Source organism: Brachybacterium sp. NBEC-018, assembly GCF_024860185.1.
Taxonomy (GTDB): Bacteria; Actinomycetota; Actinomycetes; order Actinomycetales; family Dermabacteraceae; genus Brachybacterium; species Brachybacterium rhamnosum.
Map to the genome: position 1 here is coordinate 1,053,634 of NZ_CP100650.1, position 16,995 is coordinate 1,070,628.

13 protein-coding genes are annotated in these 16,995 nt (G+C 72.9%); 8 read left to right on the top strand and 5 right to left on the bottom strand.

Features of this window, described 5'->3' with window-relative positions:
• Positions 1-14: 14 nt before the first annotated feature.
• The 4 genes from NLU66_RS04720 to NLU66_RS04735 all read left to right on the top strand — a co-directional run bounded on the left by NLU66_RS04720 (position 15) and on the right by NLU66_RS04735 (position 5,413).
• A complete protein-coding gene (locus tag NLU66_RS04720) occupies positions 15-1,076 on the top strand; it encodes an alpha/beta hydrolase (RefSeq protein WP_259361790.1) in 1,062 nt (353 codons plus the stop codon).
• Positions 1,077-1,108: 32 nt separating this feature from the next.
• Positions 1,109-2,401, top strand: coding sequence for an ABC transporter substrate-binding protein (locus NLU66_RS04725; RefSeq protein WP_259361791.1), 1,293 nt, complete (start codon positions 1,109-1,111; stop codon positions 2,399-2,401).
• A gap of 73 nt (positions 2,402-2,474) precedes the next feature.
• Positions 2,475-4,541, top strand: coding sequence for a hypothetical protein (locus NLU66_RS04730; protein ID WP_259361792.1), 2,067 nt, complete (start codon positions 2,475-2,477; stop codon positions 4,539-4,541).
• 80 nt (positions 4,542-4,621) lie between these two features.
• Entirely contained in the window at positions 4,622-5,413 is a 792-nt protein-coding gene (locus NLU66_RS04735) for a sugar phosphate isomerase/epimerase family protein (RefSeq protein WP_259361793.1), read from the top strand.
• Between the two features lie 14 nt (positions 5,414-5,427).
• Here the strand turns inward: NLU66_RS04735 and NLU66_RS04740 are convergent, their stop codons facing one another.
• From NLU66_RS04740 to NLU66_RS04760, 5 genes are all read right to left on the bottom strand, one after another.
• Entirely contained in the window at positions 5,428-6,105 is a 678-nt protein-coding gene (locus NLU66_RS04740) for a hypothetical protein (protein WP_259361794.1), read from the bottom strand.
• Positions 6,102-7,037 (bottom strand): carbohydrate ABC transporter permease, encoded by a 936-nt coding sequence (locus NLU66_RS04745; RefSeq protein WP_259361795.1) that lies wholly within the window; start codon positions 7,035-7,037, stop codon positions 6,102-6,104. The genes NLU66_RS04740 and NLU66_RS04745 overlap by 4 nt, the downstream gene beginning before the upstream one ends.
• On the bottom strand, positions 7,027-7,974 hold the full coding sequence (locus tag NLU66_RS04750) for a carbohydrate ABC transporter permease (RefSeq protein WP_259361796.1): 948 nt from the start codon (positions 7,972-7,974) through the stop codon (positions 7,027-7,029). The genes NLU66_RS04745 and NLU66_RS04750 overlap by 11 nt, the downstream gene beginning before the upstream one ends.
• 4 nt (positions 7,975-7,978) lie before the next feature.
• Positions 7,979-9,292 carry an extracellular solute-binding protein gene (locus NLU66_RS04755; protein ID WP_259361797.1) on the bottom strand — a complete coding sequence of 438 codons (1,314 nt, stop codon included), beginning with the start codon at positions 9,290-9,292 and terminating at the stop codon, positions 7,979-7,981.
• 227 nt (positions 9,293-9,519) lie between these two features.
• Complete coding sequence (locus tag NLU66_RS04760; RefSeq protein WP_259361798.1) at positions 9,520-10,830, bottom strand: ABC transporter substrate-binding protein; 1,311 nt, start codon at positions 10,828-10,830, stop codon at positions 9,520-9,522.
• Between the two features lie 439 nt (positions 10,831-11,269).
• Here NLU66_RS04760 and NLU66_RS04765 point away from each other — a divergent pair, with 439 nt between their 5' ends.
• The 4 genes from NLU66_RS04765 to NLU66_RS04780 are packed head-to-tail and all read left to right on the top strand — an operon-like array spanning position 11,270 to position 16,974.
• Positions 11,270-12,442, top strand: a complete 1,173-nt coding sequence (locus tag NLU66_RS04765) for an ABC transporter substrate-binding protein (protein ID WP_259361799.1) — start codon at positions 11,270-11,272, stop codon at positions 12,440-12,442.
• A gap of 7 nt (positions 12,443-12,449) precedes the next feature.
• Positions 12,450-13,424, top strand: a complete 975-nt coding sequence (locus tag NLU66_RS04770; protein WP_259361800.1) for a carbohydrate ABC transporter permease — start codon at positions 12,450-12,452, stop codon at positions 13,422-13,424.
• Positions 13,421-14,329 (top strand): carbohydrate ABC transporter permease, encoded by a 909-nt coding sequence (locus NLU66_RS04775; protein ID WP_137769630.1) that lies wholly within the window; start codon positions 13,421-13,423, stop codon positions 14,327-14,329. The genes NLU66_RS04770 and NLU66_RS04775 overlap by 4 nt, the downstream gene beginning before the upstream one ends.
• A complete protein-coding gene (locus NLU66_RS04780) occupies positions 14,329-16,974 on the top strand; it encodes a beta-galactosidase (RefSeq protein ID WP_259361801.1) in 2,646 nt (881 codons plus the stop codon). Before NLU66_RS04775 ends, NLU66_RS04780 begins: the two co-directional genes overlap by 1 nt.
• Positions 16,975-16,995 lie beyond the last annotated feature (21 nt).

Sequence of the window (16,995 nt, forward strand, 5' to 3'; positions counted from 1 at the left end):
TGATACGGAGCACCGTGAACAGCATCGAGTCCAGCACCGAGCACAGCATCGAGCCCGGCACCGATTCCGCGACCGCCGTCGGCCGTGACACCCCCGGCACCATGGCCCGCCGCCTGCAGGTCCTCGCCGAGGCCGCCGCGCGCGGCCCCCTCACCGCGGAGGACGACGCCGCCTGGGACGCCCCCTACGGCCCGGCCGAGGCGTGGGACCTGCACGTCGAGGACCGCGAGGCGCCGGGACCCCACGGCCCCGTCCCCGTGCGCGTCTACACCCCGGCCGCCCCCGCCGCGGGGCCGCGCCCCGTGCTCGTGTTCTGCCACGGCGGCAGCTTCCAGCACGGCGACCTCGACATGCCCGAGGGGGACGCGACCGCTCGCGGCGTCGCCGGCCGTGCGGACGCCGTCGTCGTCTCCGTCGACTACCGGCTGTGCGACGAGCCGCCCGGCGGGAACCCCGCCCGGGTCATCCCCGGCACCGATCCCGCGCTCGAGGTGCGCGCCCCGATCCCCTGCGACGACGTCATCGCCGCCGTGGACTGGACCCGCGCCCAGGCCGAGGAGCTGGGCGTCGACCCCGCCCGGCTCGCCCTCGGCGGGGCGAGCGCCGGCGGGAACCTCGCGGCCGCCGCGAGCCTGCGCCTCGCCGAGGCCGGCCGGGCGCCCGCCGCGTCGCTGCTCATGTACCCGGTCACCCACCCGCTGAACCCCGAGGCCACCGCCGAGGAGGCGGAGGCGCTCGCGGGCGTCCCGGACCGCTTCCGCTTCACCCCCGCGGGCATGCGCCGCATGGCGGAGAACTACCTGGGCGGCCCGCTCGAGCAGGCCACCGCCCACGACTTCCCGGGCCTCGGCACCGCCGAGCAGCTCGCCGTGCTGCCCCGCACCTACCTCGAGGCGGACGAGCTCGACGACCTGCGCCTCGGCGCCCGCCGCTACGCCGAGCAGCTCGCCGAGGCCGGCGTCGAGGTCGAGTACGCGGTGCGCCCCGGCGTCACCCACGGCCACCTCAACAAGGTGGGCCTCGCCGAGGCCGCCCGGTCCTGGGACCGCCTCGCTGCGATCATCAGCGAGCTCTGAGAGCTCCCCACCCCCACCCCTGGAGGACGACGATGTCCCTCGCACGACGCAGCATGATCCTCGGCGGGCCGCTCGCGCTCGCCGCCGCCGCGGGCCTGGCCGCCTGCAACCCGAACGCGGGGACGCGGAGCGGGACGATGAACCAGATCCGCTTCTCCTGGTGGGGCAACGCGGACCGCCAGGCGACGACGGAGGCCGTCCTCGCCCTCTTCCAGGAGGCGCACCCGGAGTTCACCGTCTCCGGGGAGCCCGGGGACATCTCCGCCTACTGGGACCGGCTCAGCACGGCCGTCGCCGCCGGTGACGAGCCGGACGTCATCACCATGGGCGGCGCCTATCCCGCCGAGTACGCGGCGCGCGGGCTGCTCCTGGACCTCGGGCAGTTCACCGAGCAGCTCGACCTCGCGGTGATCGACGACTCCGCCCTCTCCCCGGGCACGGTGGACGGCGCCGTCGTGGGCGTCCCCACCGGCATCAACGCCCCCGCGATGATCGTGAACCCCGCCGTGCTCGAGGCCGCCGGCGTCGCGATGCCGGACACGGCGACCTGGACCTGGGACGAGTACGTCGAGGTCAGCCGCGCCGTGACCGAGGGGACCGAGGACGGCACCTACGGCTCGGGGACGATCCTCACACACGACTCCCTCGACCTCTGGGCCCGCCAGCACGGCCAGAACCTCTACACCGAGGACGGCGCCCTCGGGCTCGAGAAGGGGACGGTGCAGAGCTTCTTCGAGCTCGCGGCGACCCTCGTCGAGTCCGGCGCCGCGCCCGGCGCGGACCAGCTCGTCGAGCTCGCCGACGCCGGCACCGAGCAGACCCTCATGGGCACCGGGAAGGCCGCCTTCATGGCCACCTGGTCCAGCTCGCTGACCGCGCTCTCCGATGCGCTGGGCGAGGAGCTGCGGATCGTCCCGCTGCCGGGGGAGGCGGAGCGGCCCGGCGCCTGGCTCCAGCCCTCGCAGATGTACACCGTCTCCGCGCGCAGCGCCTACCCCGAGCTCGCCGTCACCCTGGTGGGCTTCCTGCTCACCGACCCCGAGGCCGGGAAGCTCGTGCTCACCGACCGCGGCGTGCCCGCCGTGAGCAGCCAGCGCGAGGCGATCGCGGGCGAGCTCTCCGCGACGGCGAGCGCGGAGGTCGACTACATCGAGCAGCTCGCCGGGATGACCCTCGCCCCCACCTGGATCGGCCCCGAGGGCTCCACGGCGATCGAGGAGATCACGCCCCGCTACCAGCAGGAGGTGCTCTTCGGCCGTCGCTCCGCGGCGGAGGCGGCCGACGGCTGGTTCGACGAGGCGACCGCCGCGATCGGGGCCTCATGACCGCACCCCCGGCACGGACGACCACCGCACGGACGACCACCGCACGGACGACCACCGCACGGACGGCCCCCGCATGAGCGGCCCCCGCGCGATCGACCGCGTCGCCGTCGCGGCCCGCCACTCCCCGACCCTCGGCCCCGAGGACGCCGGGATCCTGAGCGTCGGCAACGGGAGCGTCGCCGTGGGCCTGGACCGCACGGGCACCCACACCCTCGGCACGGTCCCCGGCGGGGCGACCGCGACGGCGCTCGCCGAATGGGGGTGGCACACGATCCCCGCGGAGGATCCCGCCGCCCGCCGCGAGGACCACGAGCGCCGCTACGACTCCCCGCGCGACCCCGTGCCCTACATGGACCTCCAGGGCCCCTCCGAGGCCGGGGCGGAGGAGGGCCCCGCCGGATGGTTCCGCGCGAACCCGCACAAGGTGAGCCTGTTCGGCCTCCTGCTCGTGGACCGCGCCACCGGGACCCCGATCGCGCCGGAGCGGATCCTCCCGCGGCGCCAGCGGCTGGACCTCACGACCGGCGTCGTCACCTCGACGTTCCTCGTGGACGGGGAGGAGTGCACGGTCCTCACGGCCGCGGACCCGGAGGTCGACGCGCTCGCCGTCGAGGTCTCCCATCCCGCGCTTGCCCTCGCCCTGCGCTTCGGCTACGGCACGCAGCGCTGGGACGCCTCCGAGGACCTCGACCGCCCGGACCGCCACACGACGACGGTGCAGGGCCCGCGGATCCGCCGCGAGCTCGACGACCTGGTCCACGAGATCACCGTCCACGGGGCCACCCCGCGGCGGACGGCGCCGCACCGGGTGGTCCTGGACCCGGACGGTCCCCGCGCGGAGGTCGTGCTCGCGCTGCGGCCGCTCGCGAGCCCTCATCTGCCCGTGGCCGTCGGCCCCCGTGCGGCGGCTCCCGCCGGCGACGGCTCACGCACCCCCGCGTCCGTCCGGGAGCGCTCCGCCCGGTTCTGGCGCGAGCACTGGGAGAGCACCGGCACGATCGACCTCTCCGGCACGGACGATCCGCGCGCCCACGAGGTCGAGCGGCGCACCGTGCTCTCCCGGCAGCTCCAGCGGGTGCACGCCGCGGGCCGGCTGCCCCCGGCGGAGACGGGCCTCCTGCAGAACTCGTGGCGCGGCCGGATGCACCTCGAGATGCACTGGTGGCACGCGGCCCACTTCCCCGTGTGGGGCGACGTCCCGTCCCTGCGCCGCAGCCTGTCCTTCTACACCGCCCTGCTGCCGACAGCGCGGGAGACGGCCCGACGGCAGGGCTGCCGCGGCGCCCGCTGGCCCAAGCAGGTGGGGCCCGACGGCCTCGAGTCACCGAGCGACATCGGCCCCTTCCTCCTGTGGCAGCAGCCCCACCCGATCCATCTCGCCGAGCTGTGCCGGCGCACCGACCCCCGCGCCGGGCAGGACCCGGAGCTCCAGGAGATCGTCGAGCAGTCCGCCCTGTTCCTGCGGGACGTGCTGCGGGAGGACGACGGCCGACTCGGCCTCGGCCCGCCGATCGTCGGCGCCCAGGAGCGGCACGTGGGGCGTCGCGCCGAGCTCGAGGACCCGGCCTTCGAGCTCGCCTACACGGCCTGGGCGCTCGAGATCGCGGACGAGTGGCGCCACCGCCGCGGCGCCCGGGACGCGGGGGAGCTGGAAGCGACCGCCCGTCGGGTCCATGCCCCGCTCGACGCGCACGGCCGGCTGCGCACCTTCCGCGCCGGACCGGCGATGGAGCGCTCCGACCATCCCGCCCACCTCCTCGCCCACGGCCTCGTCCCGCCGCGCGCCGCGGTGCCGGCCGCGGCCGCGCGGGAGGCTCTCGAGGACGTCCTCGAGGGCTGGGACTGGTCCTCGACCTGGGGCTGGGACTGCCCAGCCGCCGCGATGACGGCGACCCGGCTCGGGTTCCCCGACACCGCGGTGGACCTCCTGCTCCGGGACACCCCGAAGAACCGCCACGACGCCTCCGGCCACTGCTTCCAGCGGGACACCCTGCCCGTCTACCTGCCGGCGAACGGCGGGACGGCGATCGCCGTCGCGCTCATGGCCGCCGGCTGGGACGGCGGCGGCCCCGCGCCCGGGCTGCCCGGGGACTGGGGAGCCCGCGTCGAGGGCATCACCCCGCTGCCCGGACCCCGCTGACCCCCGTCGACCCCGCAGACCCCGCCCACCGACCCGCCCCGCACGATCCGACCGCACAGCACAGGACAGGACCCCTCGTCATGACCACGATCCAGCACGGCATCATCGCCCCCGCCGCCCAGGCCGCCGCCGTCCGCGCGGCGGGCGCCGACTATCTCGAGGCGACGATCGTCGGCTCCCTGCTCGAGGAGGGGGCCGGCGGCACCTGGCACCGCGCCGCGGAGGTCCCGGAGTTCGCCCCGGCGCCCTCCTTCGCGATCCTCTTCCCCGCGACGGTGCGCATCTCCGACCCGTCGGTGCCGCTCGCGGAGACCGAGGAGCACCTGCGCACCGCGCTCGCGGCCCTCGCCCCGCACGCCCGGCCCGGGGCGACGATCGTGCTGGGCAGCGGCGCCGCACGCCGCCTGCCCGAGGGTGTCGAGCGCGCCGCGGGGGAGGAGCGCCTCGCGGCCACGGTGCGCCTCGCCCGGGATCTCGCCGCCGAGCGCGGCCTCGAGGTGCTGCTCGAGCCCCTGCACCGCGGGGAGACGGACCTCGTCACCACGATCGGTGAGGCCGTGGCCTTCCTCGACGCGCACGACCTGGCCGAGGTGCGGGTCGTCGCGGACCTCTTCCACGTCATGCTCGAGGAGGAGCCCTTCGCCGTGGTGCGCGAGCACGCGGGACGGGTGGGCCATGCGCACGTCGCGGACACGGACCGCCGCCCGCCCGGTCAGGGGGACTGGCCGCTCGCTGGCTTCCTCACCGCGCTGCGGGACGGCGGCTACGGCGGTCACGTCTCGATCGAGTGCTTCATCTGGCAGGACATCGCCGCCGAGGGTCGCGACGCCCTCGCCGTGCTGCGCGCCGCGGATCCCGCGACCGCCGCCTGAGGAGCGGCGCGGGATCAGGCGCGGTCGGACGGTGCCGCGTCGGACGCGGCGACGGCGCCGTCGGCCGGTCGTGCGTCGGCCGGTCCACCGTCGGATCCCGCGTCGTCGCCGGGACCCGCGCCCCACAGGCCCCGCAGCAGGAACGGCGGGACGGCGAGGCCGCCCGCGATCGTGAGCGGCGCGAGCAGCCACAGCGGTGACAGGGCGATCACGGCGAGGGGAGCGAGCAGCGCCCGCCCGGGGGAGCGGAGCAGCCGCGAGGTCGCCCCCAGCACCAGGTCGCCGCGCTCCGCGCCGGTGCGGGCGGCGAGGACCACGTAGGCGCTCAGCCACGCGATCACCACCCAGCCCAGCGGCACGAGCATCCCCACCGTGAAGGTGCGCACGCCCGGGGCGAGCGCCGGCAGCGCGAGGACGTTCCCCGCGACCGCCGCGAGCACGAGCCACAGCAGCACGGTGACCGGCAGGTCCCGCCGCCACGTGCGACGGGCGTGCCGCAGCACCGAGCGGAAGGCCTCGTCGCCGTGCGCGTCGAGGTCCCCGAGCGCCCGCGAGCAGCCCGCGAGCACGGGCACGGCGAGCACCACGGAGGCCACGCCCAGCAGCGTCGCCGTGTTCGCGGCGATCACCGCCCCCGGCACCACGAAGAAGCGCAGGATGCCGGTGGGGCGCTCCGCCCGGGCCGCGGTCACTTGATCCCCGAGGCCGCGAAGCCCTCGACGAAGTACCGCTGGAACACGAGGAACAGGATGATCATCGGCACCGCCGCGAGGGTCGTCCCCGCCATCAGCAGGTGCCAGTCCGTCGCCGCCTCCTGGCGGAACGAGGAGATGCCCACCTGGATGACGCGGAGGCTGTCCGACGTCGTCACGAGCAGCGGCCACAGGAAGTTGTTCCAGCCGGCCTCGAAGCTCAGCAGGGCGACCGTGAGCAGCCCGGGCTTGATGAGCGGGGTGACGATCCGGGTATAGATCCCGAACTCGCCCACGCCGTCCAGCCGCGCGGCCTCGATGAGCTCCGTGGGGGTCGCGACGTAGAACTGGCGGAAGAGGAACACCATGAACGGGGAGATCGCCCCGGGGACGATGAGCGCCCACCAGGTGTCGATCCAGCCGGTGCCGCCCGCACCGAGGATCGTGTTTCCGCCGAACAGCGGCATGTGCCGCACCATGAGGAACACCGGGATGACCGTCGCGTAGAACGGGATCATGATGCACGCGACCATCCAGCCGAACACCGCGGGGGCGAGCGGGAAGCGCATCTTCGCGAGCGCGTAGCCGCACGCCGAGCCGAAGGCGACGTTGAGGACCGCCGCGGCCGTCGCGAGGATGAGGCTGTTGCGCGCGTAGATGCCGAACGGGGCCCGGGAGAGCGCCTCGCTGTAGTTCTCGAGCCGGAGGTCCTGCGGGATCAGCGGCATCGGGACCTTCGCGAGCTCCGTGGGGTCGCGGATCGAGGACAGCGCCATCCACAGGAACGGCGCCGCCATGAGCAGCGAGGCGATGATCAGCACGGCGAGCACACCGCCGGAGGCGAGGCGCTTCTGGCGCCGCAGGCTCGTGCTGCGGGGCGGGCGCGCGGCCGGGGCGGCCGGGGTGCGCGGGGTGAGGGTGTCAGTCGCCATCGGTGCCTCCGACGATCCGGCGGGAGAGGAATGCGAGGACCACCAGGATCAGCAGCAGGACGACGGACTGGGCGTTCGCCAGCCCCACGCGGAACTCCTGGAAGGCCGTCTGGTAGATGCGGTAGGTGACCACGGACGTCGAGTTCGCGGGGCCGCCCTCGGTGAGGATGTAGATGAGGTCGAAGGTCTGGAAGTTGCCGATCAGCGAGGTGATGAGGATGAAGAAGGTCGCCGGGCGCAGCATCGGCACGGTCACGTGGCGGAACTTCTGGACGACGCCCGCGCCGTCGAGGTCCGCCGCCTCGTAGAGCTGGCCGTCGACCCCCTGCAGCGCGGCGAGGTAGATGAGCATCTTCAGCCCGATGCCCTGCCAGATCGTCACGAGGATGACGGAGCCCAGGGCGAGGTCCGGGTTCGTGAGGAAGGGCAGCGGGCCGATCCCCACGACGCCGAGGACGATGTTCAGCAGCCCGTTCTCCGAGGGGTTGTAGATCCACAGCCAGATCATCGCGACGGCGACGGTCGCGGTGATGTGGGGCAGGAACACCATGACGCGGAAGATCCCGCGGCCGGGCACGGCGCGGTTGAGCATCACCGCGAGCACGAGCGCGAGGAACATCGAGACCGGGATGCCGATCGCCGCGATGATCACGTTGTGCAGCACGGACCGCCAGAACAGGCCGTCGCCGAGGATGGTGGCGTAGTTGTCCAGGCCCGCGAACTCGGGCGTGTGGATGATGTCGTAGGCGGTGAAGCTGAGGACGAACGCGACGACGATCGGCACGCCGATCCAGAGCAGCGTGTGCAGGGTCGCGGGGGCGGCGAGGAGCAGGCCCCAGCGCCGCTCGGCGGTGCGGACGGAGGCGCGGCGGCGGGTCCCGCGCGGGGCGGTGCGGCCGACGGGCGCGGCGGCGGGGAGACGGTCGGTGGTGGTCATCGGCTCAGATCCTGCTGATCGCGCCGTCGCACAGCGCTTTCATGTCGTCGAGGGTCTGCTGGACGCTCGCGCGGCCGGTCAGGCAGGTCTCGACGATGCCGTCGAGGTTCGTGCGCACCTCCATGTACGCCGCGGAGCCGCCCTCCGTGGCGCCCGCGTAGGGCAGGTTCTGCAGGCCGAACTGCGTGAGCAGGCTGGACTCGATCTGCTCGTTCGGCGGGATGTCCGGTGTGGGCGGCACCTTGCCGGTGGCGGCGTTCGCGATGCCGAGGATCTCGGGGTCGAGCATGTGCTTCATGAAGGCTCCTGCGGCGTCCTTGTTCTTGGAGAGGCTGGAGAGGGAGAGGAAGGTGCCGCCCTGGAACATGACGGGGTCGCCGCCCGCCCCGGACGGCATGAGGTGGAGGTCGACGGCGCCCTCCTCGCACAGCTCGGGGGTCATCTGCGTCCAGGTCACCCAGTTCCCGGTGGAGACCAGGGAGATGGCGGCCTTCCTCTGCTGGAAGGGGGAGGGCTGGCCCTCCGCGGCCTGGAGGTCGTAGTCGATGGAGCCCTCGGAGATCCGGTCGAGCATCCACTGCAGGGCGAGGCGCCCGGGCTCCTCGTGGAGCATCGGGGTGAGACCGTCCTCGCTGAACATGCGGCCGCCGAACGCGTAGAGCAGGAACACGAAGGCCTGGCGGGCGCTGCCGGCGCTGCCGGAGAGGTAGTCGAGGCCCACCACGCCGTCGCCGGTGAGCTCGAGCGCCATCGCGGCGAGCTCGTCGAGGGAGGCAGGTCCTTCGGTGATGCCGCGGGCGGCGAGCAGGTCCGGGTGGGTGCCCAGGAACCGCAGGTCCAGGGCCTGGGGGAGGGAGTAGTACTTCCCCTCGAAGCGGGTGGAGACCAGGACGCTCTCGTCGAAGCCGAGGCTCTCGATGAAGTCCGCGGGGATCTCCGCGAAGATGCCCTTCTCCGCGAAGGGCTGGGTCCAGCCGACGCCGGTCATGATGACGTCGGCGATGATCCCGCCGGCGATGCCGGTGGAGATCTTCTCGTTGAGCTTGTTCCAGTCCACCTGGTCCACGGAGACGGAGACGCCGGTGCGCTCGGTGAACGGGGCGATGATCTCCTCGTCGAGCGGGGCGCGGGCGTCGCCGACGAAGTCCGGGGTGAGCAGGCCGATGGAGCCGGTCAGCGCGGAGTCGGGGACGTCGAGGTCCACGGGCTCCTCGGGGTCCATCTCGCCCCCGGAGCCGCAGGCGGCGGCGGTGAGCGTCGCGGCGCCCGCGGCGATCGCCCCGGAGGCGGTGAGGAGGGTACGGCGGGAGACGGGCATCGTTGTCCTCTCGACGGTCCCCGGTCGCCTCGTCGCGACCGGGCCCGCCCTCCCCGGCCGGTGCTGTGTGCGCGTGGGGGCGCGGGGACGCGCCTCCGGCACCGGGCCGAGGGGGTGGCCGTCGCTCGTCAGGGCGTCGGCCGCAGGGTCCCGTCAGGAAAGCCCGTGCCCGGTGACGCCGCTCACAGTTGCCGTGGTTTGCCGCAGCGTGCCCCGGACTGTCAGGCTCAGGTCGCCGGCTGCATGCCCTCGAGCGCCGTGAGGATCTCCTGCGCGGCGGCCGCCGCCTCCTTCTTGCCGAAGTAGACGTCCTGGGCGATGCGCGTGAGCTCGTCGCCGAAGCCGACGCCCTCCGCGGGGGTGACGAGCGGCGCCGGGGCGACCTCGGCCTGCATGTCGCGGGCGAAGTCGAGGCAGGTCGTCTCGACCTCGTCGAGCTCGCCCTCGATCGCCGTCTGCACCTCGGGGAAGGCGGTCACGCCGCGCTCGATCTTCAGCACCTTCGCGGCCTCGGGGTCGGTGAGCAGGAAGCTCATGAGGGTGCCCGCGTTCTGCGCGACCGCGGACTTCGCGGCGATCGACCAGTACATCGAGGCCTTGTTGACCATCTGGTGGTCGCCGCTCGTGATCGCGGGCAGCCGCCGCAGGGTCATCGTCGCGCCCGCGGCGCTCGCGAAGGTCTGCAGCTGGGTGTGGAACTGGAAGTGGAAGACGGACTTCCCTGTGCCGAAGCGTCCCTGCTCCACGCCGGCGCCCGCGTCCTCTATCTGGGCGTCCGGGCCGGGGGTGGCGCCGGACTCGATGAGGGAGGCGCTGAACTCGAGGTACTTCTGGATCGTGGCGACGTCCACGAGGGTCTCGTCCTCGCGCGGGAAGAGCTGCTGGCCGGCCTGCCGCGCCCAGGCGGCGAGCTCCGCGGCACCCTGGCCGAAGCCGTCCAGGCCTACGATCCCCTGGTCCTTCCCCCAGGTGCTGATCTCGGTGGCCGCCTCCTGGAACTGCTCCCAGGTCCAGGCGGTGTCCTCGGGCAGCTCGACGCCGGACTCCTTCAGGAGGTCCTCGTTCACGCCCACGGAGAAGATGCCGATGCCGAGCGGGGCGCCGACGAGGGTGCCGTCCGCGAGGCGGCCCGTGTCCAGGATCTTGGCGTCCATCGCGGAGAGGTCCAGGACGTCGGAGATCGTCTCGAGGTCCAGCAGCGCCCCGCGGGTGCCGTAGGAGTCGATGTAGGCCTCGTCCATCTGCAGCAGGTCCGGGGAGTCGCCGCCGGAGGTCTGGGTGGCGAGCTTGTCCCAGTAGCCCGTCCACTCGCTGTACTCCTGCTCGACGGGGATGTCCGCGTGGGCCTTCTCGAAGAGGGCGAGGGCGTCCTGCGTGAGGCCCAGGCGGAGGTCGCCGCCCCACCAGTAGATGCGCACGGCGCCTCCTGCGCCGTCCTCCCCGGAGCCGCCGCGGGAGGCGTTGGGGCCGCAGGCGGCGAGGGCGGGCACGGCGCCGGCGGCGACGAGCAGGGCGAGCGTCTGACGACGGGTGAACATGGGGCCTCCGGGTGGATGAGCGACGGTGCTGTGCATCCGGGCCGCGGCGCAGGGGAGCGGGGCCAGGTGGGAAAACGCTAGCCCAGCACGGGGCCGCGCGACCAGGCCTCGGCCGCGACAGGAGGGTCGCGGCGGCGCACCGTGACCGTTCCGTGTCCGGGGCAGATCTCGACACCTCTTATCGCAAGGGTTACGGTAAGTGGGTCACGAACGGCGGGCAGCGGAGCCCGCCACCTCTCCGATCAGTGATGTCGAGCAGGGCTGAAGCCGTGACCAGATGAAAGGCGCGATGATGAGCCTCACCTCCTCCCCGTTCCCCCGTCGTGGACTCCTCGCCGGCATGGGTGCCGCCGGCGCAGCGCTCGGCCTGGCCGCTTGCGGGTCCGGAAGCGAATCCGGCGCGACCCCGAAGTCCGACGAGAGCCACAAGGATTTCGTCATGACCGTCTGGGGCGGCGAGGCGGACAAGGCCGCCTACCAGGCGCGCATCGACCTGGCCAAGGAGAAGTTCCCCGACTACACGATCACGCTCCAGCTCATCCCCTCGGAGAACTACGAGCAGAAGGTCCAGACGATGATCTCGTCGAAGACCGGGCCGGACATCATGCAGGTCGCGGAGAACGTGAACGTCTACGCCTCCAAGAAGCAGCTCGTCCCGATCGACGACTACCTGAGCCAGGGCGGGCTCGATCTCGAGAGCACCTTCGGTCCCGTCGGCGCGAACTACGCCTGGGACGGCGCGACCTATGGCGTGCCGGACCGGTCAGGGGCGATGGTCCTCTACTACAACAAGGACCTCTTCGATGAGGCCGGAGTGGACTACCCCAGCGCGGACTGGGACTGGGACGCGTTCCTCGACGCCGCGAAGAAGCTCACCGATCCCGCCAAGGGCCAGTTCGGCTTCGGCGGGGTGGGCTGGTGGCCCCAGTGGTTCTCCCTCGTCGCTCAGAACGGCGGGAACGTCCTGGACCCCGAGACCGGTGCACCGGGTGTGAATTCGCCGGAGGCCGTCGAGGCGCTGCAGTTCGCCTACGACCTCTACTTCACCCACAAGGTCGCCCCGACCTCCGTGGACTACTCGAACATGGGCCCCGACATGGGCGCCGACGGCGCGTTCCAGCAGGGTCTCGTCGCGATGAACGCGACCGGGTTCTGGGGCGTGGGCGGAAACGCCGCCATCGAGGGCCTCAACTGGGACATCGCGCCGTTCTTCCACGGCGCGCAGCAGGCCGTGAGCGCCTTCGGCTCCGCGCTGGTCATCCCCACGGCCGCGAAGAACCCCCAGGGCTCCTTCGAGATCATCCAGTTCCTGACCTCCGCCGAGGGGCAGGCACCGATCGCGGACAAGGGCCAGGACGTCCCCGCGAACCTCGAGCTCCAGGAGAGCGACACCTTCCTGGACCCCGAATGGCTCGAGGCCGACGTCGACCTCCAGGCGTTCCCTGACTCCGCCGACATGATCTTCACCCCGAAGTTCATCCCCGAGTGGAACGAGATGCAGAAGGCGATCGAGGACGCGATGGCCTCCTTCTGGCTCGGCGAGTCCGACGCCCAGGCCACGGCCGACGACCTCCAGGGACGTCTCGAGCGCGTCATCAAGCCGACGAAGTGAGCACCCTGTGACCACCGCCGTCGCCCCTGTGGCCGCTGATGCCGCCGGTCGGGAGTCCGCTCCCGGCCGGCGCCGGCCCCGTCCCCGTCTGGCTCCGCACCGTCGTCGCGAGGCCCTCTTCTTCTACCTGTTCATCTCACCGTGGGCGATCGGGTTCCTGGTCTTCCTGCTCGGCCCGATGATCTTCTCGTTCTATCTCTCGTTCACCGACTGGGACTCGTTCACCGCTCCCGTGTGGGTGGGCCTGGACAACTACATCACCCTGCTCACGGACGACCCGATCTTCCTCAAGGTCATGGGCAACACCGCGTTCTACTCGCTGATCTCGGTGCCGCTCGGCATGGTGGTCTCCCTCTTCATCGCGAACCTGCTCAACAAGAAGGTCCGTTTCCGGAAGCTGTTCCGCACGCTCGTCTATCTGCCCCACCTGATCCCGATCGTGGCCGTCGCGCTCATCTTCCAGATGGTGTTCGCCCCGGAGGCGGGGCCGCTGAACCAGGCGCTCGCCCTCATCGGCATCGAGGGGCCCAACTGGCTCATGGACTCGCGCTGGGTGAAGCCGGCTCTGATCCTCATGTCGCTGTGGCAGGCCGGAGGCGGCACGATCCTGCTGCTCGCCGGCATGAACGGCATCCCCAAGGAGCTGTACGAGGCGGCGGAGATCGACGGCGCATCCGGGTTCCGGCAGTTCTGGTCGGTGACCTTCCCGCAGCTCACCCCGGTGATCTTCTTCAACCTCATCATGGGGATCATCGGGTCGTTCCAGGTCTTCGCCCAGGTCTTCATCCTCACCGGCGGCGGGCCGGACAACGCGAGCCAGATGGCCGTCCCCATGCTGTTCGACGAGGCGTTCCGCTTCTACCACATGGGCTACGGCTCGGCGATCGCCTGGATCCTCTTCGTCGTCATCATGATCTTCACCGCGATCGCCTTCGCAACCTCCGGACGCTGGGTCTTCTACGAATCGGAGGTGCGCTCATGAGCGCCACGACCACTCTTCCCGCGGCGAGCGGCGCCGCCCGGCGTACGCGGCCGCGCACCCTCAGCGCGTTCCGCGGCGGCCCGTTCACCTACGGGATGCTCGTGATCCTCTCGGCGATCTTCATGGTGCCGCTGGTGTTCGTCGTCTCGATCGCCCTGGCCTCGGACTCCACGGTGTCCACCGGTCAGCTGACGATCCTGCCGAGGGACTGGCAGTTCTCGAACTTCGTCGAGATCTTCCGGACGAGCCTCCCCGTGGGCCGTTTCATGATCAACTCCGTGATCATCGCCGTCACCTCGGCGATCGGCCAGGTGCTCTCGAGCTCCCTCGTGGGCTACGCGTTCGCGAGGCTGCGGGCACCGGGCAAGAAGGGGCTCTTCCTCATCGTCATCGCGACGATGATGGTCCCCGCCCAGATCACGATGATCCCGCAGTTCTGGATCTTCAGTGAGCTGGGTTGGGTGGACACGTTCCTCCCGCTCATCGTCCCGCAGTTCTTCTCCAACGCCTTCAACATCTTCCTGGTGCGCCAGTTCGTCACGCGCATCCCCTACGAGATGGACGAGGCGGCGTCGATCGACGGCCTGGGGTTCTTCGGCATCTACGTCCGGCTCATCCTGCCGATGATGTCTCCGATCCTGATCGCCATCGCCATCTTCACCCTCACCGCGATGTGGGGTGATTTCATGGGGCCGCTCATCTACATCAACTCCGAGGAGAAGATGCCGCTCGCCCTCGGCGTGCAGTACCTGACCTCCACCAGCCAGGAGTTGCAGACGCCCCCGTGGAACCTCATCATGGTCGGCTCGATCTTCCTGTCGCTGCCGATGATCGTCATCTACTACTTCGGGCAGAAATACATGTACGAGATGAACCTCTCCGCCGGCAGCGCGGGGGTCAAGTGATGACCTCCCGGATCGACCTCTCCTCGTCGCGGCTCGAGCTCGACGGCACGCCCGCGGTGCTCCTGTGCTCCTCGGTGTTCCCCTTCCGCCTCCCCGCGGACCAGTGGGAGCACCGCCTGGACCTCGTCCGCGACTCCGGCTACCGGATGATCGACCTCTACGTGCACTGGGGCTTCCACGAGCAGGAGCCGGGCGTCATCGATCTCGACTCCGAGCAGCGGGACCTGCGCCGCTTCCTCGACCTCGCCCAGGAGCGGGAGCTGCTGGTCATGGCGCGGCCGGGGCCGTACATCTGCTCGGAGACCGACGGCGGCGGCCTGCCCTGGTGGCTGCACGGGGACGCTCCGACGGCGCCGTCGGCCCTGCGCACCACCGACCCGGACTACCTCGCCGCGGTGGACCGCTGGTTCGGGGCGGTCATGCCCGTGCTCGCCGACGCCCAGACCACCCGGGGCGGTCCGGTGGCGCTCGTGCAGATCGAGAACGAGCTGGACTTCTTCGACTGCCCGGACCCCGAGGCGTACATGACCCACCTCGCCGATCGCGCCCGCGAGGCCGGCATCGAGGTGCCGCTCATCGCCTGCGCCGGCCAGGGCGACCTCGCGGGCGCCTCCGGCGACGCCCCGGGCGTGGTGCCCACCGTGAACCTCTACCCCGCGGACTCCTCGACGACCTTCGACGAGGAGACCCGTCACTACGCCCGCGTGCTCGGGGACCGCGACCTCCCGCTGCTGGTCACGGAGACCAACCGCGTGCATCGCACGCTGCGCCGCGAGATCCTCGCGGGCGCCCGGCTCGTCGCCCCGTACCTCCAGACCTCCGGCTTCGATCATCAGGTGCTGCCCTCGGCGGGGAACTGGGGCGAGCCCGGGAACCTCATGACCCACGACTACGACTTCGACGGGTACCTCACGCCCGAGGGCCGCCGCCGCCCCGAGTACGACGAGGCCCGGGACCTCACCGCGACCCTGACCGCCTGGGGCGGGCGCCTCGCGGCCGCCGCGCCGGTGCCGCTCGACGCCTCCGCGGTCACCGACGCGGCGGGCGAGCCGGTCGTGGGTGGTGCGCTCGCCCTGCCCGGCGGCGGCACGATCGTGGGCCCCGCGGCCCTCGGCGCCGAGGAGCTGCCCGTGCGCCTGCGCTCCGCGAGCGGGATCGAGCTGACGGCGGGCGTCCCCGCGGGCGCCTGCCCGTTCTGGGCGCTCGACGTGCCCCTGGACCCCTGGGGCGCCCCCGGCACCCTGCGCGTCGCGACCGCGGAGCTCACCGGGGTCGAGTCCGGCCCCGAGGGGCTCACCCTCAGCTTCACCGGCGGCGACTCCGCGGAGGTCCGCCTCGCCGTGCCCACCGCGGGCGGCGGCGAGGAGCTGCTGGAGCTGCGGGGCCCCGGCCGCGCGGCGACCGTGCGGGCCGCGCACGCGGTGAGCGTCCGCATCAGCGAGCCCGGCCCGCGTCTCGCGGACCCCGAGCCCGTCCTGCACGCCGCCGGCGGGGAGCTGCTCCCGGCGCCGGCGGTCGAGGATCTCCTCGACGCGCGCCCCGTGCCGGAGGGGGCGCTGCCCGGCGCCGAGGCGCTCGGACTGGCCGACGGCCGCGTCGCCGCGGAGCTCGAGGTGCCCGCCGGGGCGAGCGGGCTGCTGCTGCTCGGTGCCGCGGACCTCGTGCGCGTCGTCGTCGACAGCGCCGACGGCACCGGTGGTCATCGCGCCGTGCACGGCACCCACGGCGCCCCGATCCGGGTGCCCCTCGGCCCCGCCTCTGCGCACCGGGTGCAGGTCACGGCCGAGATCTGGGGCCGCGCGAACTTCGACGACGCCCGCCTGCCCGCCCTCCGCCTCGGCGCGGGCCGCGGCCTCGGCACGGTGCTCGCGATCCACGGGAGCACCGACCTCACCGACCTCTGGGAGGTGCGGGAGCTGCCGGACCGCCGCGCCCGCGGCCGCCTCGACCAGCCGCCCCTGCGCGGCCTCGGCGGCTGGTCGAGCGCGAACCCCGGCCGGCCCGTCCGCTACGGCCGCACCCTCCCGGCCCCCGCCGAGGGGAACGCGCAGGTGCTCGTCCTGCACGGGCTCACCGAGCCGGTGCGGGTCGCCGTCGGCGGTGAGGCGGAGCAGCTCGTCACGCCGGGATCGCCCGTCGTCCTCCTGCCCTCCGGCGGCCCTGCGGAGGTGGAGGTCCTCGCCCCGCACGTGCCGGGCGGCCTGCTCGAGCGGGTCGAGCTGCTCGCGGTGCGGCCGCCGCGCGTGACCGCCCTGCGCACCGCGCGCGAGGAGGATCTCGCCGCGCGCCTCACCGAGCGGGCCCCGGCGGCGGGCACCGGCGCGCCCCTGCCGCGGGAGGGGCTGCGGCTCGACGCGGGGGAGCGGCTGCTCGTGCGGCTCGACGCCGCCCCGGCGCCCGCGGGACCGGGGCGCCTCCTCGAGCTCGCCGGCGAGGACGTGGAGGTGACCGTCCTCGTCGGCGGCCGGCGGGTCTCCCGCCACGTGCTCGGCGCCCCCGCCGTCTCCGGCGGCGACGCGCACCGGTCGTGGATCCCCGCGGGATGGTCCGACGGTGATCCCGACGACGTGCTCCTGCTCGTCGAGGCGCTCGGCGCGGGAGGCGGTATGTTCGGGGGCGCCCGCCGCGCCGCCGTTCCGCGCTGAGCGGTCACCGGACGGCCACGA